The sequence below is a fragment of the Chryseobacterium pennipullorum genome (assembly GCF_003384725.1).
Lineage (GTDB): Bacteria > Bacteroidota > Bacteroidia > Flavobacteriales > Weeksellaceae > Chryseobacterium > Chryseobacterium pennipullorum.
Map to the genome: position 1 here is coordinate 333,969 of NZ_QNVV01000003.1, position 25,978 is coordinate 359,946.

Consider the following 25,978-nt stretch of genomic DNA (forward strand, 5'->3'; position numbering starts at 1 on the left):
AAAAGAAGATGCGCTTTTCAGAATTTAAGGTCCCTGAAAACGGTTGGCTTCCATCGCAATAGATTTAAAATTTTCGATCTGAAACAAATTTACTATCTAATTGATAATAAATAATAGTAAAATCAGGTATTTTTTTCTCCAGAAAACTCAGGACTTCATCCAGCTGTTCCTCAGATATTTCTTCTACCTTTATTCTGAATCCCCTGTTCAGGTAGCTTCCAAAATAGAAGCCATCCTTAAGGACTTCAGCTTCATGAGCTGATATTTTCTTAAAGGCAGGGTGATTAAGATCCTTTTCAGATAATGCATTGATTAAACGGTGTTTTCCCAGATGATTGGTGACGATACCCCAGGAATAAATGGGAAGGGCGACTTCGATCTTCTTCACAGGATAATCTTCCAGCCTGGAAAGATAACTTTTCAGAATACTCACATCCAGAATAGAATTCCTGTCAGACTTCTCTAATGGGGAAGAGGTAGAGTAGCACATCAGATATACTTTTTCTACCGGTGGGATGCCGGTTTGTTTTTTATCTTTGACCTGGTGGAGACGTAAGGTACAGGTAATGTCTTTTCCTGAAACCCTTTTAAGCTCCGTCAGAAACTTGAAGTAATCATTCCGGGTTCCGGATGTCCAGTCACAGTCGATTTGAATCTCCCGATTGGTTTTCAAATCATACTCCCGGATTTTTTTCTCCACCAGCTCATGGATGCTTTTGGCAAGAAAACTGATCTCTTCCGGGCTGATACCAAGAAAAGTCTGATTGGTAATAAAAACTGTGGGCACGATCTGCTTGCCGGTCCTGAAGCTTTTATCCTTAGTGATTACGGCCACCGGCTGAAACTTTCCGCCTGCTTTATCTACATCAAAAAATCTTGTGTAAAGAAAAGGTACCGGGGCTTCGCCCAATACCTTTTCTTCCTCCTGATCCAGTTTTAAATTGGTTTTCCAATAATAAAATGTATAAGGATGTTTTTCTTTTTGACAGGAAGCAAGAATAAAAAAGACGAGAAGGATTTGTATTACTTTCATTGATATATACTCATGCAGTCGCAGTTCTTCTGATCCGTTTCCGGACAGCAGTCGTCAGACTTTTTGATATTTCCGTTAGCGTCAGTAAGATAGATGTTCATTTTATCAAACTTTACATAAAAAGTTTCATTATATGTTTTGAAGTGTACTTTCATGACTTTAGGATTGTATTTCCCTGCATTGATGACTTCTTTCTTTTCCTTCCCGCTTTCCGGTTCAATCTGAACGGATCCAAAATGAACATCTCCGTTGCTTTTAATATCCAGATAATAAGAAAGAGCTCCTGATCCCTGCTCGCCGGTTTCAATATTAAAATCTCTTTTCCCTGTAAATGGGGTTTGGGATTGTGCGAAGGAGAAAATACTTATGCATAATAGCAATAAACTGAAAAATTTTTTCATAGCTTTTCTATCAAAATTAAAAATATTTAACCAAAAACAAAACTGTAAAATCCCTATGATTACGGACACACCTGATGATCCGGATCTTACTGCCGTTATGGATACTTTCATATGGCTGTTTCTATTAAAGGGCTTACCTGAACAGTTCTACAGATTTCTTCCTATATTAAGTAAAAATATTCTTCGTATCAGTACTTCCTGTATTATTCATAGAACTCGCTTTCGCAGGTACAGGTTTCCTTATCAAGGCTTTCACTGGAAGAGCAGCAGCCTTCAAGGTTCCGGACGTTGCCCTTTTCGTCAGTCATAAATATTTTATTTTTATCGAACTTAACAAAGAAAGTCTCATTGTACTTTTTGAACACCACCTTCATCACTTTCTCAGGAGCGTACTTACCGGCATTGACTTCTTCCTTAGTCTCTTTTCCGTTGGCCTGGTTCACCTGAACATATCCGAAAAGAACATCACCGTTTTTCTTTACATCCAAATAATAATGGGGAGTACCTGTGCCACTGTATCCTTTCATGATGTCAAAACTTCTGTGTCCAGTAAACGGGACCTTTACCTGGGCCAAAGTAAAAATACCAACGAATAAGACCATTAAGCTGAAAATCTTTTTCATAGTTTCTTTTTTTTCAAAATTAAACATATTTGGCCAAACGAAAAACCGTAAAATCCCGGTGATTAAAGTAATTTCATGAATTACAAATCTGGATTCAATACTGCATGCCATAGAGCGGTTGTTTTCCTCATGGGAAAAAATAGCAATTCAGCAGTTTGACGGTTGGTTGTCCAATTTAGTAAAAAGAGCTGCCCGGGTTGTGAGCAGCTCTGTATGAATTTCGTAAGACGGGTTTAAAAAACCGTTGCAGCCAGTTGGATCCTTGCGAACTTGTTAGATGGATTCCACATGGCCATCATAGAAACGGGAAGGCTGTAGTGATCTGTGATTTTAAGAACTTTTCCTGCTTTTACCCCTACATTCACGATGTCAAAGCTGTTTTTGCCATTTCCAAACAGAAATGTTTTGTCGTTCAGGGCAAAACCGGCCCCTACAAAAGCATCCAGATTTACTTTCTGACCACTGATGACCGGATAGCTTGCCTGGATATACGTTGAATATCGGTTTCTTTTATAGCTTCCGTCAGATTCCAGGAGTACTTCCCCTGCATTAGCTCCTCCGTACAGCATGATGTCTGCTTCAATATTAATTGGAAAAGAAGGTCCGAAAGTATAGTTTGTTCGTAAATCAATAATATGCGCTGTTCTTCTTTGAGAATAGCTGAAGATGTCGTCCGCAGCCACTGCCGTATTGATATTTCTTGAGTTGTAAAGATCCCATAATCCAATATAAAAACGTCCGTCAGAATACTGAACATAATAGTTGATCTCCTTATAGTGTGTGTTGTCTTTATCATCTGCCAGGGCAGAGGCTCCCCAGATTCCCACTTTCCATTTTTTTTCTGCATCCAGAGCGTAGGAAAGATTTCCCATCACTACAGGTTTATCTGTAATGATTAATCCTCTCCATAAGTGGTTGTTCTGAATATTGGCTGTAAAATCAAGCCTGCTTTCCTTCTTCTCAGTACTTTCCTGAGAGAATAATCTTCCTGCTGTCAGGCAGAGGAGGATTCCTTTTAGAACTTTCGCCATTTGCATTCCTGTTTACGTTAAAATTCCATAGAGTAAAGCTGCTATTACGCTTCCGATCACTGGTCCTGCAACGGGTATCCATGCGTAGCCCCAGTCGCTGCTGCCTTTTACAGGGAGGATTGAATGTATTATTCTGGGGGCAAGATCCCGGGCAGGGTTGATAGCATAGCCCGTGGTACCTCCCAGAGATAATCCAATGACCCAAACAACGAAAGTAACAGGAATTGCCCCTACAGAACCAAGTCCCACTTTTGCTGCCGGATCCGCCTGTAAAGAAATACTGGGGTTTGCAAAATAAAAGATGGTAAATACCAGCACAAACGTTCCAATGATTTCACTGATCAGATTAGAAGATGTTTTGCGGATGGCCGGGCCTGTACTGAAGCAAGCCAGTTTGGCACCTTCATCTTCTGTAATGGCAAAGTGATCCTTATGAAACAGCCATACAAGAAATGCGCCGATCATTCCACCGATCATTTGAGCGGCAATATAGGAGGGAACGAGGTTCCATTCAAATTGTCCTGCAGTAGCAAGTCCGATGGTCACAGCGGGATTAAGGTGTGCGCCGCTTACCGGTCCTGCCACAGTTACTCCAACAAAAACGGCTAAAGCCCAGGCGGTCGTGATGACGATCCAGCCGGAATTATTTCCTTTCGTATCTTTTAATACAACATTGGCAACAACACCGTTTCCTAATAATATAAGAAGTGCTGTCCCTATTAATTCTGCAATAAATGGTGTCATGTGAGTTTTTTTAAGGTCAGGAAATTAATCTTCTATCCAGTTTTGTGCACGCGTTACGGCTTTCTTCCAGAAATGGGTCATTTTATCCACCTCCTCTTTCTCCAGTTGAGGATGGAAATCTTTGTCAACAATCCATTGCGCCTGTATTTCATCTATATTCTTCCAGTAGCCCACAGCAAGCCCTGCGAGATAAGCAGCTCCCAATGCAGTGGTCTCTAATGTTTTCGGTCTTGTGATTTTGAAACCGAATAAGTCAGACTGTATCTGCATGAGAAGATCACTTGCCGAAGCACCACCATCTACTCTCAATTCCAGACTTTCTCTTCCGGAGTCTGCTTCCATTGCTTTTACGATGTCATAAACCTGGAATGCAATTCCTTCCAGTGTTGCCCTGGCAATATGTCCGTCAGTCGTTCCACGTGTAATTCCTACCATTGTGCCTCTTGCGTACTGATCCCAATAAGGGGCTCCCATACCGGTAAGGGCAGGTACAAAGTAGACACCTCCGTTATCTTTAACTGATGCTGCCAGTTCATTGACCTCCACAGAAGACTTGATCAGCTTCAGGCCGTCTCTGAGCCACTGGATAGCAGCTCCTCCTACAAATACACTTCCTTCCAGAGCGTAGTTTACTTCGCCATTGATTTTCCATGCTACTGTGGTAAGAAGATTATTCTTAGAAGAAACAGCTTCTTTTCCTGTATTCATCAATAAAAAGCAGCCTGTTCCGTAGGTGTTTTTTACCATTCCCGGAGAAGTACACATCTGCCCGAATAAAGCGGCTTGCTGGTCTCCCGCGATTCCGGCAATAGGAATTTTGGTAGAGAACAATGTGGTTGCCGTCTCTCCATAGACTTCGCTGCTTTGTTTTACTTCAGGAAGAATGTCTCTTGGGATATTGAATAATTCAAGCAGGTCGTTATCCCATTCAAGGGTATGGATATTCAAAAGCATTGTACGGCTGGCATTCGAAACATCTGTGATAAACATTTTCCCGCGGGTGAGTTTCCAAACCAGCCATGTGTCTACCGTTCCGAAGCATAGTTTTCCAGCTTCCGCTTTTTCTCTCGCACCGTCTACATGATCGAGAATCCATTTTAATTTGGTGGCAGAGAAATAAGCATCCAATACGAGTCCTGTTTTCTCTTTGATGACCTCGGTGTGACCTTGTTCCTTTAGCTCATCACAGTATTTTGAAGTTCTGCGGTCCTGCCATACAATAGCATTGTAGATAGGATCACCTGTCTCTTTATCCCAAACCACTGTGGTCTCGCGCTGGTTGGTAATACCGATGGCTGCAACTTCAAGTCCGGAAATACCTGCCTTGGCAATAACTTCTGCTGCTACTGAGATCTGTGATGACCATATTTCGTTCGGATCATGCTCCACCCATCCCGGAGTTGGGAATATTTGTCGGAAGTCTTTTTGGGATAAATATTTTATTTCTCCACTGTGATTGAATAAGATCGCTCGGGAGGAAGTGGTTCCCTGATCCAGAGCGAGAATTAATTTTTCATTCATACGATATAGTGTGTTAATTGAGATGAATAGCTTTAGGCGAGTAGGGAGTTAATAAATATCCTCTTGCTAACTCGATGAATTCGTTTTCCTGCTGTTGGGCCCATTCTTCAGAATATCCTTTTTCTTCGGCAATGATTCTTGCGACATGGTGAGCGCTGTCTATGGCAGCCCTGGCATCCAGAAACAGCAATCGTACTCTTCTGGCCAGAATATCCTCAATGGTTTCAGCCATTTCATTCCTTACGGCCCATACAACCTCTGCCACGGTGAAAGGATGATCGGGATGGATTTTCTGTTTGTACTTTGGATTTCCCTCCTGTAAGGCTTTTATTGCCGGAATGTCCGAACCGTATACATATAAATGATTACTCCGGTCTACGCTCTCGGGTTTTACATTTCCGTGGATGGAAAGATGTTCTGTCTTGGAAGTGGTATTTCCCAGGCGGTGAACTTTCATTGCTTCATCAATCGTATCTTCCGCCATTTTGCGGTAGGTAGTCCATTTTCCTCCGATAATGGAGATCAGGCCTGTATCTGATGCAATTACTTTGTGGCTTCTGGAAACTTCTTTTGTGCTTTTGCTTCCATCTTTAGGAGCTGCCAGTGGACGCAATCCGGCAAAAACAGATTTTACATCCTCACGGGTTGGTTTTTTAGCCAGGTATTGTCTTGCGGTATTCAATACGAAACTGATCTCTTCCTCCAGGGCACGCGGCTCAAAGCTTTCATCCTTTAGAAGAGTGTCGGTAGTTCCTACCAAAGCTCTGTCGTGCCAAGGAACAACAAACAGGACCCGACCGTCTGATGTTTTAGGAATCATAATCGCGTCATCGCTTTTCAGAAATGATTTATCCAATACCAAATGAATACCCTGGCTTGGTACTACAAGCTTACCATGTTTAGGATTATTCATATTCAAAATCTCATTTGTGAAGACACCTGTGGCATTGATGACCACCTTCGCATTAATCTGATATTGCTGTTTCGAAAACTGATCTTCTGCAACGACTCCAGAGATTTTACCCGAATCGTCTTTCAGTAGATTGATCACCTTCATATAGTTGATGGCATTTCCTCCCTTTTCAATAATCGTCTGAGTTAAGTTGATGGCAAGTCTGGCATCGTCAAACTGCCCGTCCTGGTAAACAACACCACTCATCAAATGGTTTTGTTCAATAGTAGGGAGTTTCTCAATAGTGGTAGATTTGCTGATATACTTTGTCTTACCCAAACTTAATTTTCCTGCCAGGAAGTCATAGACGGAAAGTCCTATTTTATAGTAAATTCCACCCCACCATGTATAATTAGGAATGATGAAAGATTGATTTTTTACAATGTGGGCTGCATTTTTTGCGAGAAGACCTCTTTCTTTAAGGGCTTCCTTTACCAATCCTACATCTCCCTGTGCCAGGTATCGTACGCCTCCATGCACCAGCTTGGTGCTTCTGCTGGAGGTTGCTTTTGCAAAATCGTGAGATTCAAGCAATAAGGTTTTGAAGCCTCTGCTTACGGCATCAAGGGCTGAGCCTAAACCGCTGGCGCCTCCTCCGATGACGATAAAATCCCATTCTTTCACATGGGTTAATGTATTGAGTTCTTCGTTTCGTTTCATAAATGTTTCGTTTATGTTTCGTTTTCAAATATATAAATTAAATTCGAAAGCAAAAAGAAAATAAATGAAATTTAGGAATGTAAAAAATAATCGTTAATTTTGGTGAAACGAATAAAATGGAAAAGCTGATACCCAGGCACGATGAAATATTGAAAGAGCTGGATGTGAAAGGTCATGTACAGGTTCAGGACCTTTGTGAGAAGTTTAATGTCTCTTCAGTTACGATACGAAAGGATTTGAATTATCTCGAAACCCTTGGTCTTCTTTTCCGGAACCACGGCGGGGCCAGCAAACAGGTGCGTTATGCTTATGAAAAAAATGTAGGGGAGAAAGAAAATATTAATGTAGAGGCGAAGCAGGCGATTGCTAAAACTGCGTTGTCTCTTATTCAGGAAAACGACTGTATTATTCTGGCTTCCGGAACCACGATGCATTATCTGGCCAGAATGCTGGTGAATTTCGGACCACTTACTGTTTTGACTTCTTCGCTGCGGGTGGCCATTGAATTGTGTAACAATCCTAATATTAATATCATTCAGCTGGGGGGTGAAGTGCGAAAGAGTTCTACTTCTATAGTAGGATCTATTTCAGAAGGAATCCTGAAGCAGTTTTCCTGCAATAAACTTTTCCTGGGGGTAGACGGGATTGACCCTGAATTCGGAATCAGTACTTCCAATGCTGCCGAAGCTCACCTTAATCAGGTGATGATCGAATGTGCAGATCAAACAATTATTCTTGCAGATTCTTCCAAGCTCAACACGAAAGGTTTTGGAAAAATAGCTTCTCTCGATGCCATGGATTATCTGATTACCGACGTGGGTATTGCTGATGAAGATAAGGCGGTGCTGGAAGAAATGGGAGTGAATGTGATGGTGTAATTAAGGCTTCTTCTTAATTTCTTTTCTAAAATCAAAATAATTCCTGAGGAAATTTATTCTGAATTTTTTCAAAATCATCTAATTGATTAAAAATCAAAATATTTTAGACGAAATATTTGTCAGTTATAAAATTATTCGTAGATTTGCACACTCATTTTAGGGGCGTAGTATGCCTATATCAAAAGTAGAAATTACTTCAGACTTCCGAAAAATGGGTATAAATAAAGGATAAATTTTATTATAATATAAACAATGTCAGGTATTATTGGTAAAAAAATCGGTATGACATCTTTGTTTAACGAAGAAGGGAAAAACATTCCTTGTACAGTTATTCAAGCTGGTCCATGCTCGGTTTTACAGGTCAGAACCTTAGAAAAAGACGGTTATAAAGCTGTTCAATTAGGTTTCGATGACAAGAGTGAGAAGAACGTTGGTAAAGCGTTAGCTGGTCATTTTAAAAAGGCTGGTTCTGCTCCTAAAGCTAAATTAGTAGAATTCTACAGAGAATTCGTTGATGAAGTAAAAGTAGGAGAAGAGGTGAAAGTTGATTTATTCGCTGAAGGTGAATTTGTTGACGTAACAGGAACTTCAAAAGGTAAAGGCTTCCAGGGTGTTGTTAAAAGACATGGATTTGGAGGTGTAATGCAGGCAACTCATGGTCAGCACAACAGACTTAGAGCTCCAGGTTCTATCGGTGCTGGTTCAGACCCTTCAAGAGTATTCAAAGGGATGAGAATGGCTGGAAGAATGGGAGGTAAGCAGGTAACTGTTCAAAACCTTCAAGTATTAAAAGTGGATCAAGAACAAAATCTTTTAGTAGTAAAAGGTGCTGTTCCGGGAGCTAAAAATTCTTATGTAATTATCAGAAAATGGAACTAGTAGTATTAAATACATCAGGAAAAGAGACCGGAAGAAAAGTAACTCTAGACGAAACAGTATTCGGAATTGAGCCAAATCAGCACGCGGTTTACTTAGAAGTTAAACAGTACCTTGCTGCACAAAGACAAGGGACTCATAAAGCAAAAGAAAGAAGCGAAATTACAGCTTCTACTAAAAAGCTTAAGAAGCAAAAAGGATCAGGATCTGCTAGATACGGGGATATCAAATCTCCAACTTTCAGAGGTGGAGGTAGAGTATTCGGACCAAAACCAAGAGACTACAGATTCAAATTGAACAAAGCTCTTAAGAGATTAGCTAAAAAATCTGTTTTATCTCAGAAAATGAGAGACAACAGCATTAAAGTTTTAGAAGATTTGAGCTTTGGTGCTCCTAAGACTAAAGATTTTATCAATGTATTAAACGCATTGGAACTTAACGGTAAAAAATCTTTATTCGTTCTTCCTGAAGCTAACAAGAATGTGTATTTATCTTCAAGAAACTTACCTAAAACTAAAGTAATGAACTTCAACGAAATCAGTTCTTACGATTTAGTAAATGCTGGTGAGATCATTTTCTTCGAAGGTGCAGTTGAAAAATTCCAGGAAAATTTAAAGAAATAAGTCATGTCTATTATTATTAAACCAGTTATTTCAGAAAAGGCTAATTACCTTACAGATTTAAGAGGTTCTTATTCTTTCTTAGTTGATCCTAAGGCGAATAAAATCCAGATTAAAAAGGCTGTTGAAGCAGCTTACGGTGTAAAAGTAGCAGACGTTAACACAATGATTTATGCTCCGAAGGTATCTTCAAAATACACTAAAAAAGGTCTTCAAGTAGGAAAGACAAACAAATTGAAAAAAGCGGTAATCAAACTTGCTGAAGGTGAGGTTATCGATATTTTTGCTGTAAATTAATTATTAATTATAAATAATAGTAATGTCTGTTAGAAAATTAAAACCTATCACCCCGGGACAGAGATTCAGAATTGTAAACAATTTTGAGGAAATTACTACCAACAAACCAGAGAAATCTCTAACAGTTGGTATTAAAAAGTCAGGTGGACGTAACCAAACAGGTAAAATGACCATGCGTTACACCGGAGGTGGACACAAAAAGAAATACAGAATTATTGACTTCAAAAGAAACAAAGCAAACGTTGAAGCCACTGTAAAATCTGTAGAATACGATCCAAACAGAACTGCATTTATCGCTTTATTAGAGTACGCAGATGGAGAGAAGAGATATATCATCGCTCCAAACGGTATCAAAGTGGATCAGAAAGTAATTTCTGGTGAAAGCGTAGAACCAAATGTAGGGAACGCAATGAAGTTGAAAAACATTCCATTAGGTACTGTGATTTCTTGTGTTGAAATGAAGCCTGGTCAAGGTGCAATTTTAGCAAGAAGTGCTGGTTCTTCAGCTCAATTGACTTCAAGAGACGGAAAATATGCAATCATCAAATTGCCTTCAGGAGAATCAAGAATGATCCTTACTGAATGTTATGCAATGATTGGATCAGTTTCTAACTCTGACCACCAATTAACAGTATCAGGTAAGGCTGGTAGAAGCAGATGGTTAGGTAGAAGACCAAGAACAAGAGCGGTTGTAATGAACCCAGTTGATCACCCAATGGGAGGTGGTGAAGGACGTTCTTCAGGAGGTCACCCAAGATCTAGAAACGGTAAACCATCTAAAGGTTACAAAACTAGAAAGAAAAACAAAGTGTCTAACCGTTACATCGTATCTAAAAGAAAATAATTATGGCAAGATCACTTAAAAAAGGACCGTTCATTCATCATACTTTAGATAAGAAGGTTCAGGCAAATATAGAGTCTGGTAAGAAGACAGTTATCAAAACTTGGTCTAGAGCATCGATGATCTCTCCGGACTTCGTAGGACAAACTATTGCAGTACATAACGGGAAATCTTTTATCCCTGTATATGTTACAGAAAACATGGTTGGTCACAAGTTAGGCGAATTTTCTCCAACAAGATCTTTCAGAGGTCATGGTGGTAACAAAAACAAAGGAAGCAGATAATCATGGGATCAAGAAAACAAGATAGTTCAATCGCAAGAAAAGAAGCTAACAAAGACGTTGTAAAAGCTTCATTAAATAATTGCCCGTCTTCTCCGAGAAAAATGAGATTAGTTGCTGATATCATTAGAGGAGAGCAGGTAGATAAAGCTCTTTATATCCTAAAATATTCTAAGAAGGATGCATCTAACAAGTTAGAGAAATTACTTCTTTCTGCTATGGCAAACTGGCAGACTAAAAACGAAGGTGCGGATATTGAAGAAGCTAACCTTATCGTTAAAGAAATCTTCGTGGATAGTGCAAGACAATTGAAGAGACTAAGACCAGCTCCACAAGGTAGAGGGTATAGAATCAGAAAAAGATCTAACCACGTTACATTAATCTTAGGTAATAAAGAAAATTAATCAAGGTATGGGACAGAAGACAAATCCAATTGGTAATAGATTAGGTATCATCAGAGGATGGGATTCTAACTGGTTTGGTGGAAACGATTATGGAGACAGAATCGCTGAAGACTACAAAATCAGAAGATACCTTGAGGCTAGATTATCTAAAGGTGGTATTTCAAAAATCTATATTGAAAGAACACTGAAATTAGTAACAGTTACAATCACTACTGCTAGACCGGGATTGATCATCGGTAAAGGAGGTCAGGAAGTTGATAAACTGAAAGAAGAATTGAAGAAACTTACAGGTAAGGATATTCAAATCAACATCTTCGAAATCAAAAGACCTGAATTAGATGCTGTACTAGTTGCTGATAGTATTTCTAAGCAAATTGAAAACAGAATTTCTTACAGAAGAGCTGTTAAAATGGCAATGGCAAGTACGATGAGAATGGGTGCTGAAGGTATCAAAGTTCAAATCTCTGGTAGATTAAACGGAGCTGAAATGGCAAGATCAGAATCTTTCAAAGAAGGAAGAATCCCATTGTCAACTTTCAGAGCAGATATCGATTACCACTGGGCAGAAGCTCACACTACTTACGGTAGATTAGGAGTGAAAGTTTGGATCATGAAAGGTGAAGTTTACGGTAAAAGAGAACTTTCTCCACTAGTGGGACAACAGAAAAAAGGAGGTCAGTCAGACAGAGGAAACAGAGGAGGAGACAGAGACAACAGAAGACCTAGAAAAAACAACAACAATAACAATAATAATTAAAATTTTAGATTAGAAATTTTGAATTTTAAATTACCGTTACTTTTTTAAAATAAAAAAAATCTAAAATCTAAAATCTAAAATCTAAAATTTAGAGATTATGTTACAACCAAAAAGAACCAAATTCCGTAGAGTTCACAAGATGAAGATGAAGGGGAATGCCCAAAGAGGTAGTCAACTTGCTTACGGAACTTTTGGGATCAAAGCAACTGAAGGTGCTTGGATCACTGCAAGACAAATTGAAGCTGCTCGTATTGCTGCGACAAGATATATGAAGAGAGAGGGTCAACTATGGATCAAAATCTTCCCGGATAAGCCAATTACTAAGAAACCAGCGGAAGTACGTATGGGTAAAGGTAAAGGTGCTGTTGAATACTGGGTAGCTGTAGTAAAACCAGGTAAAATTATGTTTGAAGTAGGTGGAGTTCCTTACGAAGTTGCGAAAGAAGCTCTTAGACTTGCTGCACAAAAATTGCCAGTAGTTACTAAATTCATCGTTGCTAACGATTTTGTTAAACCTTTATAATCTTTGAGTACAATGAAAAATGCTGATATTAAAAATTTAAGCGCGGGTGATATTCAAGCTCAATTAACTGAAGCAAAAGCTCAATATTCAAAATTGAAATTGGCTCATGCAATCAGCCCAATTGAAAACCCGATTCAAATCAAAGATTTGAGAAGAACAATCGCTAGACTAAATACTGAGTTAACTAACAAACAATAATTTCATTTTACAATGGATAGAAATTTAAGAAAAGAAAGAATCGGAGTGGTTTCCAGCAATAAAATGGAAAAAACTATTGTTGTTAGCGAGACTACAAGAGTAAAGCACCCGATGTACGGTAAATTCGTTTTGAAAACGAAAAAATATACTGCACACGACGAGAACAACGAATGCACAGAAGGTGATACAGTTTTGATCCAAGAAACTAGACCTTTAAGCAAGAGCAAGAGATGGAGATTAGTAAGAATCATTGAAAAAGCTAAGTAATAATGTTACAAACAGAATCAAGATTAAAAGTTGCTGATAACACAGGTGCTAAAGAAGTACTGGTTATTAGAGTTCTGGGAGGAACCAGAAGAAGATATGCTTCAGTTGGTGATAAAATCGTTGTTACGATCAAAGATTCTACACCATCAGGAAACGCAAAGAAAGGTCAGGTATCTAAAGCTGTAGTAGTAAGAACTAAAAAAGCAGTAAGAAGAAAAGATGGTTCATACATCAAGTTCGACGACAATGCTTGTGTATTGCTAAACGCAGCGGGAGAAATGAGAGGAACACGTGTTTTCGGACCGGTTGCTCGTGAGTTGAGAGACAAAGAATATATGAAAATCATTTCATTAGCTCCTGAAGTACTTTAATTTTTAAAATTTTTTAAAGAAATGTCAAAGTTAAAAATAAAAAGAGGAGATAACGTAATCATTACTACTGGTAAGAAAGATATCAAAGGTAAGACTGGTGAAGTTATTGAAGTGATTAAGAAAGAAGGTAGAGACCCAAGAGTAATCGTTGCAGGACTTAACATCGTTAAAAAACACGTTAAGCCTTCAGCTTCAAATCCTCAGGGAGGAATTACTGAAAAAGAAGCTTCTATTCATATCTCAAACGTAGCTTTAGTTGGTAAAGACGGAAAAGCGATCAAAATCGGTTACAAAATCGAAGGAGATAAGAAAGTAAGAATTAACAAAAAAACGGGTGAAACTTTATAATTTGAATTAACATGGAATTTATAGCAAGACCCAAAAAAGCATATAAAGAAACAATTGTTCCTGCAATGATGGAAGAATTCGGGTATAAGTCAGTAATGCAAGTACCTAAATTAGAGAAAATCGTTGTATCACAAGGTTTAGGAGATGCTACTGCAGATAAGAAAATCATTGATTATGCTGTAGAAGAATTAACAAACATCACAGGTCAGAAAGCAGTAGGTACGATCTCTAAGAAAGACGAAGCTGCATTCAAATTGAGAAAAGGAATGCCTGTAGGTGCTAAAGTAACTTTGAGAGCTCACAGAATGTATGAGTTCTTAGACAGACTTACTTCTTCTGCTTTACCACGTATCAGAGATTTCTCTGGTATCAAGGCAGATGGTTTCGATGGTAGAGGTAACTACAACTTAGGTATTACTGAGCAAATTATCTTCCCTGAAATCGTAATTGACAAAGTGAAAAAAATCCAAGGGATGGACATTACTTTTGTAACAACTGCGAAGACAGATAAAGAAGCTAAAGCATTATTAACTCACTTCGGTTTACCATTTAAAAAGAACTAAGAAATGGCTAAAGAATCAATGAAAGCGCGTGAGCGCAAAAGAGAAGCACTAGTTGCTAAATACGCTGACAAAAGAAAAGCTCTTAAAGAAGCAGGTGATTACGAAGGACTTCAAAAATTACCAAAAAATGCTTCTCCTGTAAGATTACACAACAGATGTAAACTGACAGGTAGACCAAGAGGATATATGAGAACGTTCGGAATTTCCAGAGTAACTTTCAGAGAAATGGCAAACAACGGTCTTATCCCAGGGGTAAGAAAAGCTAGTTGGTAATTATTACTAATTAAAATCGGAACAATTAAGTTGTTCAGATACTAAAGATAACAAATATCAGACTGAAGATTTCTGAAGTCTGATATTTTACTCTTCAAGTCTTTGCAAAACTGATTGTTCTTTAACCAATAATTTATAAAAGAAAAATGGTAACAGATCCAATTTCAGATTTCCTAACAAGAGTAAGGAACGCACAAAGCGCAGGCCACAAAGTGGTGGAAATTCCTGCATCGAAAATCAAAAAGGAGATTACTAAGATCCTATTTGATCAAGGGTATATCTTAAACTTCAAGTTTGAAGATAACGCTGTTCAAGGAGTGATCAAAATCGCTTTAAAGTACGATAAGCAAACCAACAAACCAGCTATCAAGTCTATTCAAAGAGCTTCTAGACCAGGTTTGAGACAGTACAAAGGTTCTACTGAACTTCCAAGAGTACTAAACGGTTTGGGTATTTCTATCATCTCTACTTCTAAAGGAGTAATGACTGACAAGAAAGCTAGAGAAGAGAAAGTAGGCGGTGAAGTAATCTGCTATGTTTATTAATTTTTAATCAGAGGAAAATGTCAAGAATTGGTAAAGCAATTATAACAATTCCAGCAGGAGTTACAATCACTGAAAACAACGGTGTAGTAACTGTAAAAGGAGCTAAAGGAGAACTTTCTCAGGAGCTTACAGCAGGAATTACTATAGAACAAAAAGATGGTGAACTTAACGTAAACAGACCATCTGATTCTAAACAACACAAAGCACTTCACGGTCTATACAGAGCGTTAATCAACAACATGATTGTTGGTGTAAGTGCAGGTTTCGAAAAGAAACTTGAATTAGTAGGGGTAGGATATAGAGCTTCACACGCAGGTCAAAAACTTGAGTTAGCTTTAGGATTCTCTCACGGTATCGTATTAGAACTTCCAGGTGAAGTAAAAGTTGATACATTGACTGAAAAAGGTAAAAACCCAATTATTACTTTAACGTCTCACGACAACCAACTTCTAGGAATGGTAGCTGCAAAGATCCGTTCTTTCAGAAAGCCTGAACCATACAAAGGAAAAGGTGTAAGATTCGTAGGAGAAATTGTTAGACGTAAAGCTGGTAAATCTGCTTAATAAATTATAAGTATTATGGCATTAAGTAAATTAGAAAAAAGAATAAGAATCAAAAGAAGAGTAAGAGGGAAAATCTCTGGATCTTCTGAATTGCCAAGATTATCTGTATACAAAAGTAATAAGGAAATTTACGCTCAGTTAATCGACGATAAAAATGGTAAAACTTTAGCATTCGCCTCTTCAAGAGAGAAAGGTGTAGACGCTAAAGGTACTAAGACTGAAGTTTCTGCTGCTGTTGGTAAAGCGATCGCTGCCAAAGCTAAAGCTGCAGGAATTGAAAGTATTGTATTTGACAGAAACGGTTTCGTATATCACGGTAGAGTAAAAGCTCTAGCTGATGGTGCGAGAGAAGGAGGACTTAAATTCTAATCATTAAATTTCGGAAAATATGTTAGGACTAGATAATATAGAAAGAGTAAAACCGGGAGGATTAGAATTAAAAGATCGTCTCGTAGCTGTTAACAGAGTAACAAAAGTAACTAAAGGAGGTAGAGCTTTCGGATTTTCTGCTATTGTTGTAGTAGGTAATGAAGAAGGTGTTATCGGTTTTGGTTTAGGAAAATCTAAAGAGGTAGCTTCTGCAATTGCTAAAGCAGTTGAAGACGCTAAGAAAAACCTTGTTAAAGTTCCGGTAATGAACCATACTATTCCTCACCAAACTACTGCTAGATACGGTGGTGCAGATATCTTCCTAAGACCTGCTTCTCACGGTACAGGATTGATCGCAGGTGGTGCGGTAAGAGCGGTATTGGAGTCTGCTGGTATTCACGATATCCTTTCAAAATCTAAAGGATCTTCTAACCCTCACAACGTGGTGAAAGCTACTTTCAAAGCGTTATTGGATATCAGAAGACCAGAAGAGATCGCTAGAATGAGAGGAGTTTCTCTAAGTAAAGTGTTTAACGGTTAATACATAAAACAATGGCAACAATTAAAGTAAAGCAAGTAAGAAGCGCTATTGGTAGAACAAAAACCCAAAAGAGAACGCTTGAAGCATTAGGATTAAAAAAACTTCACCAAGTTGTAGAACATGAAGCGACTCCTTCTATCTTAGGAATGATCGCTGCAGTAAGCCACTTACTTGAAGTTCAAAAATAATTTTATAAAAGAGAATTAAAATGAATTTAAATAACATACAACCTGCTGCAGGATCTACTTTCAACTCAAAGAGAATTGGTAGAGGTCAGGGTACAGGAAAAGGAGGTACTTCAACAAAAGGACACAAAGGTCAGAAAGCTAGAGCTGGTTATTCTCAGAAAATCGGTTTCGAAGGTGGACAGATGCCTTTACAGAGAAGATTACCTAAATTCGGATTCAAAAACGTAAACAGAAAAGAGTTTAGAGGCGTAAACCTTGATACTATCCAGACTTTAATCGAGAACAAATCCATCACTGGAGATATCACGAAAGAAGTTTTAGTAGAAAACGGGATCGTTTCTAAAAACGAATTAGTGAAAATTATGGGTAGAGGAGAATTGAAATCTGCGGTTTCAATCTCTGCTGACAAGTTCACTAAATCTGCTGAAGAGCTTATTGCTAAGGCAGGTGGAAAAGCAATTACCTTATAATACTTACTAATGAAAGAATTTATACAAACACTTAAAAATATTTGGAGTCTTAAAGAATTAAGAGATAAAATTCTCTTCACTTTAGGTATTATCCTTGTGTATAGATTCGCATCTTATATCTCGCTTCCTGCGATTAACCTTGCAGAGGTGGGAGATCTCTTAGAGCATTATAAAAATCAAGGCGGTAACAAGCAAGGAGCAGGTCTCCTTGGCTTGCTTTCGTCGTTTACGGGGGGGGCTTTCAGCCATGCTTCCGTAATGGCGTTGGGAATCATGCCTTATATTTCTGCTTCTATTATTGTTCAGTTGATGGGGATGGCTATTCCTTATCTTCAGAAACTTCAGAAAGATGGAGAGTCCGGTAGAAATACATTGAACCAAATTACAAGATGGTTAACGATCGGGGTTTGTCTGGTACAGGCACCTTCTTACTTAACTTCTATTACTCAATTATTCTTACCCTATGCTCAATTCCAGTCTGCATATTATGTAGAGCCTAATTCAATCATGTTCTGGTTACCAAGTATTGTTATCCTGGTTGCCGGTTCAGTATTTGCAATGTGGCTGGGTGAAAAGATTACCGATAAAGGAATCGGAAATGGTATCTCTATCCTTATTATGGTGGGGATCCTTTCAAGATTGCCTGAGGCATTCGTACAGGAGATGGCCGTGCAAAACGGAAAAGGAGGAATGGGATCTATCATGATCCTTATCGAAGTATTATTCTGGATGTTGGTGGTTCTTTTAGCAGTGATTTTATCAGTTGCTGTTAGAAAAATTCCTATTCAGTATGTAAGCAGAGCTCAAGCAAGAGGAGGTGTAAACAGAAATCTTATGCAGGGAGCAAGACAATGGATCCCATTGAAAGTAAATGCTGCTGGTGTAATGCCGATTATCTTTGCCCAGGCATTGATGTTCGTACCAGGACTATTAACAAAGTTCGATGAGTCCAACACTTTTCTTGCAGGTTTCAAGAATGTTTTTAGCTGGCAGTACAACGTATTGTTTGCGCTATTAATTATTATCTTCTCGTTTTTCTATACTGCAATTACAATTCCGGTAAACCAAATGGCTGATGATTTAAAGAGAAACGGAGGTTTAGTACCGAAGGTAAGACCCGGAAAAGAGACAGCAGATTATTTAGATGATATTTTATCAAAAATTACCTTGCCAGGTGCAATTTTTTTATCTATCTTTGCAGTCCTTCCAGCAATTGTGCATGGAAGCTTTGTTCAGACAGATGCGTTTGCCCTATTTTTCGGGGGAACGTCACTATTAATTATGGTAGGAGTAATTTTAGATACTGTTCAACAGATTAATACATATCTGCTGAATCATCATTATGATGGCTTAATGCAGTCTAAACTGTCTAGAACGACTGGATATTAATTTATGGCAAAACAAAAACATATTGAACAAGACGGCGTTATAACGGAAGCACTTTCGAACGCTCAGTTCCGTGTAGAACTTGAAAATGGGCATATTCTTATTGCTCATATTTCCGGTAAAATGCGAATGCACTATATTAAACTTTTACCTGGTGATAAGGTGAAACTAGAAATGTCTCCCTATGATTTAACGAAAGGGAGAATCACATTTAGATATTAAAACATTTAGCCAAATGGAATACTCATTCCATTTGGCATTTGTAAAAAATAAATACTATCAAAATGAAAGTAAGAGCATCAATTAAAAAAAGAAGCGCTGATTGCAAAATCGTACGCAGAAAAGGTGTACTGTTCGTAATCAACAAGAAGAACCCAAAATTTAAACAAAGACAAGGTTAACATTAAATTATGGCGAGAATTGCAGGTATTGATTTACCAAAAAACAAAAGAGGTGTTATCGGTTTAACTTACATCTATGGAGTAGGAAGAAATACTTCTTCTGAAATCCTTAAAGCTGCCGGTATCAGCGAAGACAAGAAAGTCAACGAATGGAATGACGATGAATTGGCTGCAATCAGAACCTATATCTCTGAAAACGTAAAAGTAGAAGGAGAATTAAGATCTGAAGTGCAATTGAACATCAAGAGATTGATGGACATAGGATGCCAACGAGGAATACGTCACAGACTTGGATTACCTTTAAGAGGCCAGAGAACGAAAAACAACTCTAGAACACGTAAAGGGAAGAGAAAAACTGTTGCTAACAAGAAAAAAGCTAGTAAATAATCGTTAGGAATTATGGCAAAACAAACTAAAGTAGTTAAAAAAAGAAAAGTAAAAGTTGAAGCTATTGGCGAAGCTCATATCCAAGCTTCTTTCAATAACATCATCATTTCTTTAACAAATAAAAACGGAGAGGTTATCTCTTGGGCTTCTGCCGGTAAAATGGGATTCAGAGGTTCTAAAAAGAATACTCCATTTGCTGCTCAAATGGCAGCTGAAAATTGCTCTGCTGTAGCTCACGAAGCTGGTTTAAGAAGAGTAAAGGTGTTTGTGAAAGGTCCAGGTGCAGGTAGAGAATCTGCGATCAGATCAATCCACAATTCAGGAATTGAAGTTAGCGAAATCGTTGATGTGACTCCTATGCCACACAACGGATGTAGACCACCAAAAAGAAGAAGAGTTTAATTTTTAGAATTTACCCATTATGGCAAGATATATTGGACCTAAAACTAAGATTGCTAGAAAGTTTGGTGCTGCAATCTACGGAGATGATAAAAACTTCGAAAAAAGAAAAAACCAACCGCCAGGACAACACGGTCCTAACAAAAGAAGAGGTGCTAAAAAATCAGAATATGCAGTTCAGTTAGCGGAAAAACAAAAAGCTAAATATACTTACGGTATTTTAGAAAGACAGTTTGCTAACCTATTTGAAAAAGCACACAGAAGCAAGGGAGTAACAGGGGAAGTTCTATTACAACTTTGTGAATCAAGATTGGATAACGTAGTATACAGATTAGGTTTTGCTAAAACAAGATCTGGTGCTAGACAATTGGTTTCTCACAGACACATCACTGTGAACGGAGAAATTCTTAATATCCCTTCTTACTTGGTAAAAGCTGGTGATGTAATCGCTGTAAGAGAAAAGTCTAAGTCTCTTGAAGTTGTTACCAATGCATTGGCTTCTAAGTCAAACTATGAGTGGTTACAATTCAACGATGAGAAGAAAGAAGGTACCTTCATTTCTGCTCCTGAAAGAATCCAGATTCCGGAGGACATTAAGGAGAACCTTATCGTCGAACTTTACTCTAAATAATTTTTTAATCAAATTTTTGCTCAACCCAATAATATGGCAATTTTACAATTCATAAAACCCGATAAAGTAATTTTACTTAACTCTGATGAATTTAAAGGTCAATTTGAATTCAGACCTTTAGAACCAGGTTTCGGGCTTACAATCGGTAATGCTTTGAGAAGAGTGTTGCTTTCTTCTCTGGAAGGATATGCTATTTCATCTATCAAAATAGAAGGTGTAGAGCACGAATTTTCAACTATTCCAGGAGTAATCGAAGATGTTACCGAAATTATTCTTAACCTTAAGCAGGTAAGATTAAAAGCTGCAGCAGAAGGCCAGGCTAACGAGCAGGTTGTTGCTAAAGTTTCAGGTCAGACGGTTATTACTGCTGGTGATTTAGGAAAGTCAATGAACGGATTCGAGGTTCTTAACCCGGATTTGGTAATCTGCAACCTAAACAGTGATGTAACTTTCGAAATTACTTTCAATATTGAAAAAGGTAGAGGATATGTTCCTTCAGAACAAAATAAGTCAAACAATGCACCGGTAGGTACTATTGCGATCGACTCTATTTTCACGCCAATCAAGAAAGTACAATACAGCATTGAAAATTATCGTGTAGAGCAAAAAACAGACTACGAAAAACTTGTATTAGATATAGAAACTGACGGGTCTATCAGCCCTCAGAATGCTTTAACTGAAGCTTCTAAGATATTAATTTATCACTTCATGCTATTCTCTGATGAGAGAATCACGCTTGAAACGGAAGCTGTAAAAGCATCTATCCAATACGATGAAGAAACACTTCACACAAGACAACTTCTTAAGTCTAAATTAGCAGATATGGATCTTTCTGTAAGAGCCCTAAACTGTCTGAAAGCAGCTGAAGTAGAAACTCTTGGAGAATTGGTTTCTTACAGTAAGTCTGATTTGATGAAATTCAGAAATTTTGGTAAAAAATCTTTGACAGAACTAGAAGAATTAGTGCATTCAAAAGGTCTTAACTTCGGTTTCGACGTTGCAAAATATAAGTTAGACGCTGATAAATAATTAATAATGAGACACGGTAAAAAATTCAATCACTTAGGAAGAACAGCTTCTCACAGAAGTGCTTTACTTTCTAATATGGCTTGTTCTCTAATTGAGCATAAAAGAATCAACACTACTGTAGCTAAAGCTAAAGCTTTAAGAGTATATGTTGAGCCTCTATTAACAAAAGCAAAAGAAGATACTACACATAACAGAAGAGTAGTATTCTCTTACCTTCAAAATAAATTTGCGGTTGCTGAATTATTCAGAACTGTAGCTCCGAAAATCGCTGAAAGAAACGGTGGTTATACAAGAATCATTAAGACAGGTTTCAGACCAGGTGATGCTGCTGATATGGCTCTTATCGAATTGGTAGATTTCAACGAGCTTTACAACCCTAATGCTGAAGAGAAAAAAGCTACAAGAAGAAGCAGAAGATCAACTGCTGCACCTAAAAAAGCTGAAGCTGTAGTAGCTGATGCTCCTGCAGTAGAAGAGAAGGTAGAAGAAGCTAAAGCTGACTCTACTGAAGAGAAAACTGAAGAATAATATTCATTCAGATATATCATAAAAACCATCCGTACTACGGATGGTTTTTTGTTTTTATAGCGTATAGTCTTTGCCATTTGGGCTCCTTTATAAATAAAAAAATAAACCGCCCTTTTGAGCGGTTTTATCATTTATATTTTCGTTCTCTTCAACTCAATAATATTATTACCCTGTTCGAGATGCAGGCTGTCTCCTTGCACTCTGGCAGTCATATCATCTTTTTTGTAGATGGTTTCATTTCCTTTTGATTCAATCTTAGGCAATGTAAATGTTTTTTTATTGCTGGTAATGGCAACTGTGCTTTCTTTGGGATCGTTTTTGAATACGACTTTTACCAGGGTACCATCCGTGGCCTTATATACAAAATCTGTTTTCTCAATTTTTTTTCCGTTCACATCAACAGTGGAAGAGCTCTCGCTTATAGAGTCAATTTTACCATTTGTATCTGTAACCAGAGTTTCTGTACTATCGGTTTTAATAATGCTCTTATTTCCGCTTTCACTTTTTTTACAGCTGATCACTGTTAATGAAAGAATCGCGGCAAGGGCTAAGATGTTTTTTTTCATGATTATTTTATTTAATATCCAATATAATTTTTAATCTTTAATTTTACAAAAATCATGCCTTGTCCTATGAGAAATTTCAGCAGATATTTTTGCATTATTCTTTTTATTACCTCGGTTAATGCGGTGTTTTCCCAAACAGGAAAGTTTGAGATCAAAGAAGGTCATTTTATGTTAAATGAGAAACCTTTCAACATCTATTCCGGAGAAATGCACTATCCAAGAGTTCCATCTCAGTATTGGAAACACCGTTTGCAAATGATGAAAGCAATGGGATTGAATACAGTTACCACCTATGTGTTTTGGAATTATCACGAAGAGAAACCTGGAAAGTGGAACTTTTCCGGGGAGAAAGATTTGCGGAAATTTATAAAAACTGCACAGGAAGTGGGATTATATGTGATCATCCGTCCGGGACCGTATGTTTGTGCAGAATGGGAGTTTGGAGGATATCCATGGTGGCTCCAAAAGAATAGAAATCTCGAAATAAGAAGAGACAATCCTGCATTTTTAGAGGAATGTGAAAAGTATATAGGAGAGCTGGCCAAACAAATTGTACCGTTACAGATCGATCGTGGCGGTCCTGTTATTATGGTACAGGCAGAAAACGAATTCGGATCTTATGTTGCCCAAAGAAAAGATATTTCTTTGGAAGAACACCGGAAGTACAGCCACAAGATTAAAGAAATGCTTGTAAAAAAAGGGATTTCCGTTCCATTATTTACTTCGGACGGAAGTTCATTATTTAAAGGAGGAGCGATTGAAGGAGCTTTGCCAACTGCCAATGGAGAAAGCGATATTGATGTTTTAAAGAAAAGTGTGAACGAATACAATGGTGGATTGGGACCCTACATGGTAGCAGAATATTATCCCGGGTGGCTGGACCATTGGGCTGAACCTTTTGTTAAAGTAAGTACAGAAGACGTCGTAAGGCAAACAGAATTATATCTAAAGAATAATATTTCTTTTAACTATTATATGATTCATGGGGGAACGAATTTCGGTTTTACCAGTGGTGCCAATTATGATAAAGACCATGATATCCAGCCAGACATTACGAGTTACGATTATGATGCTCCGATCAGTGAGTCAGGATGGGCAACACCAAAGTATAAAGCTTTAAGAGCTGTTTTCCAAAAGCTGAACCCTAAGAATCTGCCAGATATTCCACAGCCGACAAAAGTGATCACGCTCCCGGAAATAAAATTTTTGAAAACAGGTAATTTGTTTGATATCATTGAAAACAGCAAACCCATTGTGAATAATGCTCCGCTTACCTTTGAGGATCTGAATATAGGTCATGGATATGTCTTGTACAGAAAAAAAATGGATGAAGATCACAAAGGATCCCTTGATATCGATGGTCTGAGAGATTACGCCAATGTTTATATCAACGGAATCTGGAAAGGAGAAGTGAACAGGGTAACTAAAAAATACAGTCTTGATATTGATATCAAAAAAGGAGATAAGCTCGATATTTTGGTTGAAAGTATGGGAAGAATCAACTATGGAGCTAACATTATTTATAACTTAAAGGGAATTATCAGTCCTGTGAAAATCAATGGAACTGAGATTTTGGGAAACTGGCAGATGTTTCCATTGCCTTTTGACAAATTTCCCAGGCATCCATATGAATCTAAAACTATTGCAGTCCATTCACCCGTTGTCCAGGAAGCGGAATTTAACCTGATTGAGCCCGGAGATACATTTCTGGATGTGCGAAAACTGGGAAAAGGAATTGTTTTTATTAACGGAAGGAACCTGGGTAGGTATTGGAGTAAAGTAGGTCCTCAACAGACTTTGTATATTCCGGGAGTTTGGTTGAAGAAAGGGAAAAATACCATTCAGATTTTTGAACAGATTTTTGAAGGAAACCGTTCCATTAACAGTATTGATCATCCTATTTTGGATCAGCTTGTGAAATAATAAAGCATTATGATTAATTATTTGTAATGAAATTGGTTTTATAGCGAATAAATAATTAAATTTAATACAGCCAAAAATTGAAACATAACCACAAACTCAACCGTTAAGATTACACAAAAGTGTAATTGATTCCAACCTGTTTTCTGTTGAAATTTGCTTCAAACAAAAAAGACATGAGCATTTCTATAGCCATAGTGGAAGATGAGAAAAACTACAACAATGCGTTGAAGAAGATCATCAATTATCAGCAGGATATGAAGGTGATAGCTCAGTTTTTTGATGGCAATGAGGCCTTAAAAAATCTTCCGGATCTTGCTCCTGATGTTGTGATGATGGATATCCAGCTGCAGGATATGCTGGGGATTGAAATCATCGAAAAGCTCAAAAAAGAAATGCCGGATACCCAATTTATTATGTGTACCAGCTTTGAAGACGATGAAAAGATATTCAATTCTTTAAAAGCCGGTGCTATGGGATACCTTGTGAAAGGTGAAAGCATGGATAAAATTCTTTCTTCGATCCGGGATGTCTATCATGGAGGAGCTCCCATGAGTTTTTCTATTGCCAGAAGGGTACTGGGGCACTTCGAAAGAAAACTTCCTGACTGTAAAGACTTCGATGAGCTTACAGCCCGTGAAAGGGAAATTCTTGAACTTCTTTCCCAGGGCCTCCTTTACAAAGAAATTGCGGATAAAAAATGCATCAGCATCGATACGGTAAAAAAACACGTTGGAAATATCTATAGAAAACTGCATGTCAACAATAAAGTTGAAGCAATTAATAAATTTAACCATTTTAAAAACTAAGAAATCATGGAGAATTTAAATCAAACCAGTCAAGAGGTTGTGCAAGACACATTGCCTTACACAGAAGGTCCAATCGGAAATAAACTTGATCTGATAGATGGAGTGGAAATAACGCCCATTAGTCAGAAACTGGCGGAGAGCTTTATGGCTACCGCAAAAACGGGATCTTTATCTTTTCTGAAAGATCATCAGGTGAATTTCAATCGTGATGGCAAATATGAGGTGAGCCGTTCAATGCTGGATAATATGTGCCAGATGATGAAAGATATAAAGGCCACATATTTAACGTTTAATTTTGTGCAGATAGACCCAAAAGATTCCAGAATAAAGCTTAATCCGTATTCTGAAGGTAAAATGATCTATATGGTAGCCTCTTTACAAACATCAGATAAAGAGACTATTGACGGAAACAATTATCTCATCATGAATGCAGATTTGAATCTTTCCATTAAGGATCTCAAGATCTCAGATCAAAGTCTAAAAGATCTTAGCAAACTCTATCGTGATCACGGGCATAAAGTTTTGACAAAGTACTCAAACAAGGAGAATACAATTTGTATCAGTTATCATATTGTGGATCTGATAAATACTTTATCAAAGGATCCTTGCGAAAAATTTAAAGTCAATCTTTGTGAGATTACTGATGTGCAGAATGTGGTTTCTGACACTAGTAGACTTCGATGGGATCGGTATAGAAGATTTTTTGAAACGCGCGAAAAACAAATGACGCTGGTTTTTACGACAGACACAGGGTACTACGATATGGGCTCTCTTTATCCATAAA

At 37.9% G+C, this 25,978-nt stretch carries 40 protein-coding genes; 32 read left to right on the forward strand and 8 right to left on the reverse strand.

Annotation, left to right across the window (positions count from 1 at the left end):
- Positions 1-64 precede the first annotated feature (64 nt).
- The 7 genes from DRF67_RS05870 to DRF67_RS05900 form a co-directional block, all read right to left on the reverse strand.
- On the reverse strand, positions 65-1,033 hold the full coding sequence (locus DRF67_RS05870; RefSeq protein ID WP_115927393.1) for a hypothetical protein: 969 nt from the start codon (positions 1,031-1,033) through the stop codon (positions 65-67).
- Positions 1,030-1,434 (reverse strand): hypothetical protein, encoded by a 405-nt coding sequence (locus DRF67_RS05875; RefSeq protein ID WP_115927394.1) that lies wholly within the window; start codon positions 1,432-1,434, stop codon positions 1,030-1,032. Before DRF67_RS05875 ends, DRF67_RS05870 begins: the two co-directional genes overlap by 4 nt.
- A 203-nt stretch (positions 1,435-1,637) precedes the next feature.
- The gene (locus tag DRF67_RS05880) at positions 1,638-2,057 is read right to left on the reverse strand and encodes a hypothetical protein (protein WP_115927473.1); all 420 of its coding nucleotides are present in this window, start codon (positions 2,055-2,057) and stop codon (positions 1,638-1,640) included.
- 233 nt (positions 2,058-2,290) lie between these two features.
- Positions 2,291-3,088, reverse strand: coding sequence for a hypothetical protein (locus DRF67_RS05885; RefSeq protein WP_115927395.1), 798 nt, complete (start codon positions 3,086-3,088; stop codon positions 2,291-2,293).
- A 12-nt stretch (positions 3,089-3,100) separates the two neighbouring features.
- Positions 3,101-3,832, reverse strand: a complete 732-nt coding sequence (locus DRF67_RS05890) for an MIP/aquaporin family protein (protein WP_115927396.1) — start codon at positions 3,830-3,832, stop codon at positions 3,101-3,103.
- A gap of 24 nt (positions 3,833-3,856) precedes the next feature.
- Positions 3,857-5,353, reverse strand: a complete 1,497-nt coding sequence (gene glpK, locus DRF67_RS05895) for a glycerol kinase GlpK (protein WP_115927397.1) — start codon at positions 5,351-5,353, stop codon at positions 3,857-3,859.
- A gap of 13 nt (positions 5,354-5,366) precedes the next feature.
- On the reverse strand, positions 5,367-6,965 hold the full coding sequence (locus DRF67_RS05900; RefSeq protein ID WP_115927398.1) for a glycerol-3-phosphate dehydrogenase/oxidase: 1,599 nt from the start codon (positions 6,963-6,965) through the stop codon (positions 5,367-5,369).
- 116 nt (positions 6,966-7,081) lie between these two features.
- Here DRF67_RS05900 and DRF67_RS05905 point away from each other — a divergent pair, with 116 nt between their 5' ends.
- The 29 genes from DRF67_RS05905 (at position 7,082) to rplQ (ending at position 21,899) form a co-directional block, all read left to right on the forward strand.
- Positions 7,082-7,843, forward strand: a complete 762-nt coding sequence (locus DRF67_RS05905; protein ID WP_165851750.1) for a DeoR/GlpR family DNA-binding transcription regulator — start codon at positions 7,082-7,084, stop codon at positions 7,841-7,843.
- Positions 7,844-8,095: 252 nt separating this feature from the next.
- Complete coding sequence (rplC, locus tag DRF67_RS05910; RefSeq protein WP_115927399.1) at positions 8,096-8,722, forward strand: 50S ribosomal protein L3; 627 nt, start codon at positions 8,096-8,098, stop codon at positions 8,720-8,722.
- Positions 8,713-9,342, forward strand: a complete 630-nt coding sequence (rplD, locus tag DRF67_RS05915; RefSeq protein ID WP_045491156.1) for a 50S ribosomal protein L4 — start codon at positions 8,713-8,715, stop codon at positions 9,340-9,342. The genes rplC and rplD overlap by 10 nt, the downstream gene beginning before the upstream one ends.
- A 3-nt stretch (positions 9,343-9,345) precedes the next feature.
- The gene (gene rplW / locus DRF67_RS05920; protein WP_047376571.1) at positions 9,346-9,636 is read left to right on the forward strand and encodes a 50S ribosomal protein L23; all 291 of its coding nucleotides are present in this window, start codon (positions 9,346-9,348) and stop codon (positions 9,634-9,636) included.
- A 22-nt stretch (positions 9,637-9,658) separates the two neighbouring features.
- Positions 9,659-10,480 (forward strand): 50S ribosomal protein L2, encoded by an 822-nt coding sequence (gene rplB, locus DRF67_RS05925; protein WP_103246794.1) that lies wholly within the window; start codon positions 9,659-9,661, stop codon positions 10,478-10,480.
- A 2-nt stretch (positions 10,481-10,482) separates the two neighbouring features.
- A complete protein-coding gene (gene rpsS, locus DRF67_RS05930) occupies positions 10,483-10,761 on the forward strand; it encodes a 30S ribosomal protein S19 (RefSeq protein ID WP_002983209.1) in 279 nt (92 codons plus the stop codon).
- Positions 10,762-10,763: 2 nt separating this feature from the next.
- On the forward strand, positions 10,764-11,162 hold the full coding sequence (rplV, locus tag DRF67_RS05935) for a 50S ribosomal protein L22 (RefSeq protein ID WP_047096818.1): 399 nt from the start codon (positions 10,764-10,766) through the stop codon (positions 11,160-11,162).
- 7 nt (positions 11,163-11,169) lie between these two features.
- The gene (gene rpsC, locus DRF67_RS05940; protein ID WP_034694675.1) at positions 11,170-11,919 is read left to right on the forward strand and encodes a 30S ribosomal protein S3; all 750 of its coding nucleotides are present in this window, start codon (positions 11,170-11,172) and stop codon (positions 11,917-11,919) included.
- 97 nt (positions 11,920-12,016) lie between these two features.
- Positions 12,017-12,442, forward strand: a complete 426-nt coding sequence (gene rplP / locus DRF67_RS05945) for a 50S ribosomal protein L16 (RefSeq protein ID WP_002983219.1) — start codon at positions 12,017-12,019, stop codon at positions 12,440-12,442.
- 12 nt (positions 12,443-12,454) lie between these two features.
- Positions 12,455-12,640, forward strand: a complete 186-nt coding sequence (gene rpmC, locus DRF67_RS05950; protein ID WP_027371716.1) for a 50S ribosomal protein L29 — start codon at positions 12,455-12,457, stop codon at positions 12,638-12,640.
- Positions 12,641-12,652: 12 nt separating this feature from the next.
- Positions 12,653-12,907 carry a 30S ribosomal protein S17 gene (gene rpsQ, locus DRF67_RS05955; protein ID WP_027371715.1) on the forward strand — a complete coding sequence of 85 codons (255 nt, stop codon included), beginning with the start codon at positions 12,653-12,655 and terminating at the stop codon, positions 12,905-12,907.
- A 2-nt stretch (positions 12,908-12,909) separates the two neighbouring features.
- On the forward strand, positions 12,910-13,278 hold the full coding sequence (gene rplN / locus DRF67_RS05960) for a 50S ribosomal protein L14 (protein WP_002983226.1): 369 nt from the start codon (positions 12,910-12,912) through the stop codon (positions 13,276-13,278).
- A 21-nt stretch (positions 13,279-13,299) separates the two neighbouring features.
- The gene (gene rplX / locus DRF67_RS05965; protein WP_047427597.1) at positions 13,300-13,626 is read left to right on the forward strand and encodes a 50S ribosomal protein L24; all 327 of its coding nucleotides are present in this window, start codon (positions 13,300-13,302) and stop codon (positions 13,624-13,626) included.
- An 11-nt stretch (positions 13,627-13,637) separates the two neighbouring features.
- On the forward strand, positions 13,638-14,189 hold the full coding sequence (gene rplE / locus DRF67_RS05970; RefSeq protein WP_115927400.1) for a 50S ribosomal protein L5: 552 nt from the start codon (positions 13,638-13,640) through the stop codon (positions 14,187-14,189).
- Positions 14,190-14,192: 3 nt separating this feature from the next.
- Positions 14,193-14,462: a 30S ribosomal protein S14 gene (rpsN, locus tag DRF67_RS05975; protein ID WP_047376574.1), complete on the forward strand. Its 270-nt coding sequence runs from the start codon at positions 14,193-14,195 to the stop codon at positions 14,460-14,462.
- A 146-nt stretch (positions 14,463-14,608) separates the two neighbouring features.
- A complete protein-coding gene (gene rpsH / locus DRF67_RS05980; RefSeq protein WP_047376575.1) occupies positions 14,609-15,007 on the forward strand; it encodes a 30S ribosomal protein S8 in 399 nt (132 codons plus the stop codon).
- A gap of 17 nt (positions 15,008-15,024) precedes the next feature.
- A complete protein-coding gene (rplF, locus tag DRF67_RS05985; RefSeq protein ID WP_034694687.1) occupies positions 15,025-15,570 on the forward strand; it encodes a 50S ribosomal protein L6 in 546 nt (181 codons plus the stop codon).
- 15 nt (positions 15,571-15,585) lie between these two features.
- Entirely contained in the window at positions 15,586-15,939 is a 354-nt protein-coding gene (gene rplR / locus DRF67_RS05990; protein WP_115927401.1) for a 50S ribosomal protein L18, read from the forward strand.
- A 19-nt stretch (positions 15,940-15,958) separates the two neighbouring features.
- The gene (gene rpsE, locus DRF67_RS05995; RefSeq protein ID WP_042721505.1) at positions 15,959-16,480 is read left to right on the forward strand and encodes a 30S ribosomal protein S5; all 522 of its coding nucleotides are present in this window, start codon (positions 15,959-15,961) and stop codon (positions 16,478-16,480) included.
- Between the two features lie 11 nt (positions 16,481-16,491).
- Positions 16,492-16,668 (forward strand): 50S ribosomal protein L30, encoded by a 177-nt coding sequence (gene rpmD / locus DRF67_RS06000; protein ID WP_029297759.1) that lies wholly within the window; start codon positions 16,492-16,494, stop codon positions 16,666-16,668.
- 20 nt (positions 16,669-16,688) lie between these two features.
- Positions 16,689-17,138 carry a 50S ribosomal protein L15 gene (gene rplO, locus DRF67_RS06005; RefSeq protein WP_027371709.1) on the forward strand — a complete coding sequence of 150 codons (450 nt, stop codon included), beginning with the start codon at positions 16,689-16,691 and terminating at the stop codon, positions 17,136-17,138.
- A gap of 9 nt (positions 17,139-17,147) precedes the next feature.
- Complete coding sequence (gene secY, locus DRF67_RS06010) at positions 17,148-18,527, forward strand: preprotein translocase subunit SecY (RefSeq protein ID WP_002983253.1); 1,380 nt, start codon at positions 17,148-17,150, stop codon at positions 18,525-18,527.
- Positions 18,528-18,530: 3 nt separating this feature from the next.
- Positions 18,531-18,746: a translation initiation factor IF-1 gene (infA, locus tag DRF67_RS06015; protein ID WP_034684855.1), complete on the forward strand. Its 216-nt coding sequence runs from the start codon at positions 18,531-18,533 to the stop codon at positions 18,744-18,746.
- A 62-nt stretch (positions 18,747-18,808) separates the two neighbouring features.
- Positions 18,809-18,925 carry a 50S ribosomal protein L36 gene (gene rpmJ / locus DRF67_RS06020; RefSeq protein WP_007839480.1) on the forward strand — a complete coding sequence of 39 codons (117 nt, stop codon included), beginning with the start codon at positions 18,809-18,811 and terminating at the stop codon, positions 18,923-18,925.
- A gap of 9 nt (positions 18,926-18,934) precedes the next feature.
- On the forward strand, positions 18,935-19,312 hold the full coding sequence (gene rpsM / locus DRF67_RS06025) for a 30S ribosomal protein S13 (RefSeq protein ID WP_034738759.1): 378 nt from the start codon (positions 18,935-18,937) through the stop codon (positions 19,310-19,312).
- 12 nt (positions 19,313-19,324) lie between these two features.
- The gene (gene rpsK / locus DRF67_RS06030) at positions 19,325-19,714 is read left to right on the forward strand and encodes a 30S ribosomal protein S11 (protein ID WP_034694697.1); all 390 of its coding nucleotides are present in this window, start codon (positions 19,325-19,327) and stop codon (positions 19,712-19,714) included.
- A 19-nt stretch (positions 19,715-19,733) separates the two neighbouring features.
- Entirely contained in the window at positions 19,734-20,342 is a 609-nt protein-coding gene (rpsD, locus tag DRF67_RS06035) for a 30S ribosomal protein S4 (RefSeq protein WP_045491111.1), read from the forward strand.
- Positions 20,343-20,375: 33 nt separating this feature from the next.
- Positions 20,376-21,371, forward strand: coding sequence for a DNA-directed RNA polymerase subunit alpha (locus DRF67_RS06040; protein WP_115927402.1), 996 nt, complete (start codon positions 20,376-20,378; stop codon positions 21,369-21,371).
- A gap of 6 nt (positions 21,372-21,377) precedes the next feature.
- On the forward strand, positions 21,378-21,899 hold the full coding sequence (rplQ, locus tag DRF67_RS06045) for a 50S ribosomal protein L17 (RefSeq protein WP_115927403.1): 522 nt from the start codon (positions 21,378-21,380) through the stop codon (positions 21,897-21,899).
- 131 nt (positions 21,900-22,030) lie between these two features.
- Here the strand turns inward: rplQ and DRF67_RS06050 are convergent, their stop codons facing one another.
- The gene (locus DRF67_RS06050; protein WP_115927404.1) at positions 22,031-22,465 is read right to left on the reverse strand and encodes a hypothetical protein; all 435 of its coding nucleotides are present in this window, start codon (positions 22,463-22,465) and stop codon (positions 22,031-22,033) included.
- Positions 22,466-22,531: 66 nt separating this feature from the next.
- Here DRF67_RS06050 and DRF67_RS06055 point away from each other — a divergent pair, with 66 nt between their 5' ends.
- The 3 genes from DRF67_RS06055 (at position 22,532) to DRF67_RS06065 (ending at position 25,977) form a co-directional block, all read left to right on the forward strand.
- The gene (locus tag DRF67_RS06055; RefSeq protein WP_115927405.1) at positions 22,532-24,388 is read left to right on the forward strand and encodes a glycoside hydrolase family 35 protein; all 1,857 of its coding nucleotides are present in this window, start codon (positions 22,532-22,534) and stop codon (positions 24,386-24,388) included.
- Positions 24,389-24,561: 173 nt separating this feature from the next.
- Positions 24,562-25,194, forward strand: coding sequence for a response regulator (locus tag DRF67_RS06060; protein WP_115927406.1), 633 nt, complete (start codon positions 24,562-24,564; stop codon positions 25,192-25,194).
- Between the two features lie 6 nt (positions 25,195-25,200).
- Complete coding sequence (locus DRF67_RS06065; protein ID WP_115927407.1) at positions 25,201-25,977, forward strand: hypothetical protein; 777 nt, start codon at positions 25,201-25,203, stop codon at positions 25,975-25,977.
- Position 25,978: the final 1 nt, after the last annotated feature.

Excerpts from the sequence above, each read along its gene's own strand:
- DRF67_RS05870 (WP_115927393.1), bottom strand. The coding sequence starts at position 1,033 with ATGAAAGTAATACAAATCCTTCTCGTCTTTTTTATTCTTGCTTCCTGT.
- DRF67_RS05875 (WP_115927394.1), bottom strand. The coding sequence starts at position 1,434 with ATGAAAAAATTTTTCAGTTTATTGCTATTATGCATAAGTATTTTCTCC.
- DRF67_RS05880 (WP_115927473.1), bottom strand. The coding sequence starts at position 2,057 with ATGAAAAAGATTTTCAGCTTAATGGTCTTATTCGTTGGTATTTTTACT.
- DRF67_RS05885 (WP_115927395.1), bottom strand. The coding sequence starts at position 3,088 with ATGGCGAAAGTTCTAAAAGGAATCCTCCTCTGCCTGACAGCAGGAAGA.
- DRF67_RS05890 (WP_115927396.1), bottom strand. The coding sequence starts at position 3,832 with ATGACACCATTTATTGCAGAATTAATAGGGACAGCACTTCTTATATTA.
- glpK (WP_115927397.1), bottom strand. The coding sequence starts at position 5,353 with ATGAATGAAAAATTAATTCTCGCTCTGGATCAGGGAACCACTTCCTCC.
- DRF67_RS05900 (WP_115927398.1), bottom strand. The coding sequence starts at position 6,965 with ATGAAACGAAACGAAGAACTCAATACATTAACCCATGTGAAAGAATGG.
- DRF67_RS05905 (WP_165851750.1), top strand. The coding sequence starts at position 7,082 with ATGGAAAAGCTGATACCCAGGCACGATGAAATATTGAAAGAGCTGGAT.
- rplC (WP_115927399.1), top strand. The coding sequence starts at position 8,096 with ATGTCAGGTATTATTGGTAAAAAAATCGGTATGACATCTTTGTTTAAC.
- rplD (WP_045491156.1), top strand. The coding sequence starts at position 8,713 with ATGGAACTAGTAGTATTAAATACATCAGGAAAAGAGACCGGAAGAAAA.
- rplW (WP_047376571.1), top strand. The coding sequence starts at position 9,346 with ATGTCTATTATTATTAAACCAGTTATTTCAGAAAAGGCTAATTACCTT.
- rplB (WP_103246794.1), top strand. The coding sequence starts at position 9,659 with ATGTCTGTTAGAAAATTAAAACCTATCACCCCGGGACAGAGATTCAGA.
- rpsS (WP_002983209.1), top strand. The coding sequence starts at position 10,483 with ATGGCAAGATCACTTAAAAAAGGACCGTTCATTCATCATACTTTAGAT.
- rplV (WP_047096818.1), top strand. The coding sequence starts at position 10,764 with ATGGGATCAAGAAAACAAGATAGTTCAATCGCAAGAAAAGAAGCTAAC.
- rpsC (WP_034694675.1), top strand. The coding sequence starts at position 11,170 with ATGGGACAGAAGACAAATCCAATTGGTAATAGATTAGGTATCATCAGA.
- rplP (WP_002983219.1), top strand. The coding sequence starts at position 12,017 with ATGTTACAACCAAAAAGAACCAAATTCCGTAGAGTTCACAAGATGAAG.
- rpmC (WP_027371716.1), top strand. The coding sequence starts at position 12,455 with ATGAAAAATGCTGATATTAAAAATTTAAGCGCGGGTGATATTCAAGCT.
- rpsQ (WP_027371715.1), top strand. The coding sequence starts at position 12,653 with ATGGATAGAAATTTAAGAAAAGAAAGAATCGGAGTGGTTTCCAGCAAT.
- rplN (WP_002983226.1), top strand. The coding sequence starts at position 12,910 with ATGTTACAAACAGAATCAAGATTAAAAGTTGCTGATAACACAGGTGCT.
- rplX (WP_047427597.1), top strand. The coding sequence starts at position 13,300 with ATGTCAAAGTTAAAAATAAAAAGAGGAGATAACGTAATCATTACTACT.
- rplE (WP_115927400.1), top strand. The coding sequence starts at position 13,638 with ATGGAATTTATAGCAAGACCCAAAAAAGCATATAAAGAAACAATTGTT.
- rpsN (WP_047376574.1), top strand. The coding sequence starts at position 14,193 with ATGGCTAAAGAATCAATGAAAGCGCGTGAGCGCAAAAGAGAAGCACTA.
- rpsH (WP_047376575.1), top strand. The coding sequence starts at position 14,609 with ATGGTAACAGATCCAATTTCAGATTTCCTAACAAGAGTAAGGAACGCA.
- rplF (WP_034694687.1), top strand. The coding sequence starts at position 15,025 with ATGTCAAGAATTGGTAAAGCAATTATAACAATTCCAGCAGGAGTTACA.
- rplR (WP_115927401.1), top strand. The coding sequence starts at position 15,586 with ATGGCATTAAGTAAATTAGAAAAAAGAATAAGAATCAAAAGAAGAGTA.
- rpsE (WP_042721505.1), top strand. The coding sequence starts at position 15,959 with ATGTTAGGACTAGATAATATAGAAAGAGTAAAACCGGGAGGATTAGAA.
- rpmD (WP_029297759.1), top strand. The coding sequence starts at position 16,492 with ATGGCAACAATTAAAGTAAAGCAAGTAAGAAGCGCTATTGGTAGAACA.
- rplO (WP_027371709.1), top strand. The coding sequence starts at position 16,689 with ATGAATTTAAATAACATACAACCTGCTGCAGGATCTACTTTCAACTCA.
- secY (WP_002983253.1), top strand. The coding sequence starts at position 17,148 with ATGAAAGAATTTATACAAACACTTAAAAATATTTGGAGTCTTAAAGAA.
- infA (WP_034684855.1), top strand. The coding sequence starts at position 18,531 with ATGGCAAAACAAAAACATATTGAACAAGACGGCGTTATAACGGAAGCA.
- rpmJ (WP_007839480.1), top strand. The coding sequence starts at position 18,809 with ATGAAAGTAAGAGCATCAATTAAAAAAAGAAGCGCTGATTGCAAAATC.
- rpsM (WP_034738759.1), top strand. The coding sequence starts at position 18,935 with ATGGCGAGAATTGCAGGTATTGATTTACCAAAAAACAAAAGAGGTGTT.
- rpsK (WP_034694697.1), top strand. The coding sequence starts at position 19,325 with ATGGCAAAACAAACTAAAGTAGTTAAAAAAAGAAAAGTAAAAGTTGAA.
- rpsD (WP_045491111.1), top strand. The coding sequence starts at position 19,734 with ATGGCAAGATATATTGGACCTAAAACTAAGATTGCTAGAAAGTTTGGT.
- DRF67_RS06040 (WP_115927402.1), top strand. The coding sequence starts at position 20,376 with ATGGCAATTTTACAATTCATAAAACCCGATAAAGTAATTTTACTTAAC.
- rplQ (WP_115927403.1), top strand. The coding sequence starts at position 21,378 with ATGAGACACGGTAAAAAATTCAATCACTTAGGAAGAACAGCTTCTCAC.
- DRF67_RS06050 (WP_115927404.1), bottom strand. The coding sequence starts at position 22,465 with ATGAAAAAAAACATCTTAGCCCTTGCCGCGATTCTTTCATTAACAGTG.
- DRF67_RS06055 (WP_115927405.1), top strand. The coding sequence starts at position 22,532 with ATGAGAAATTTCAGCAGATATTTTTGCATTATTCTTTTTATTACCTCG.
- DRF67_RS06060 (WP_115927406.1), top strand. The coding sequence starts at position 24,562 with ATGAGCATTTCTATAGCCATAGTGGAAGATGAGAAAAACTACAACAAT.
- DRF67_RS06065 (WP_115927407.1), top strand. The coding sequence starts at position 25,201 with ATGGAGAATTTAAATCAAACCAGTCAAGAGGTTGTGCAAGACACATTG.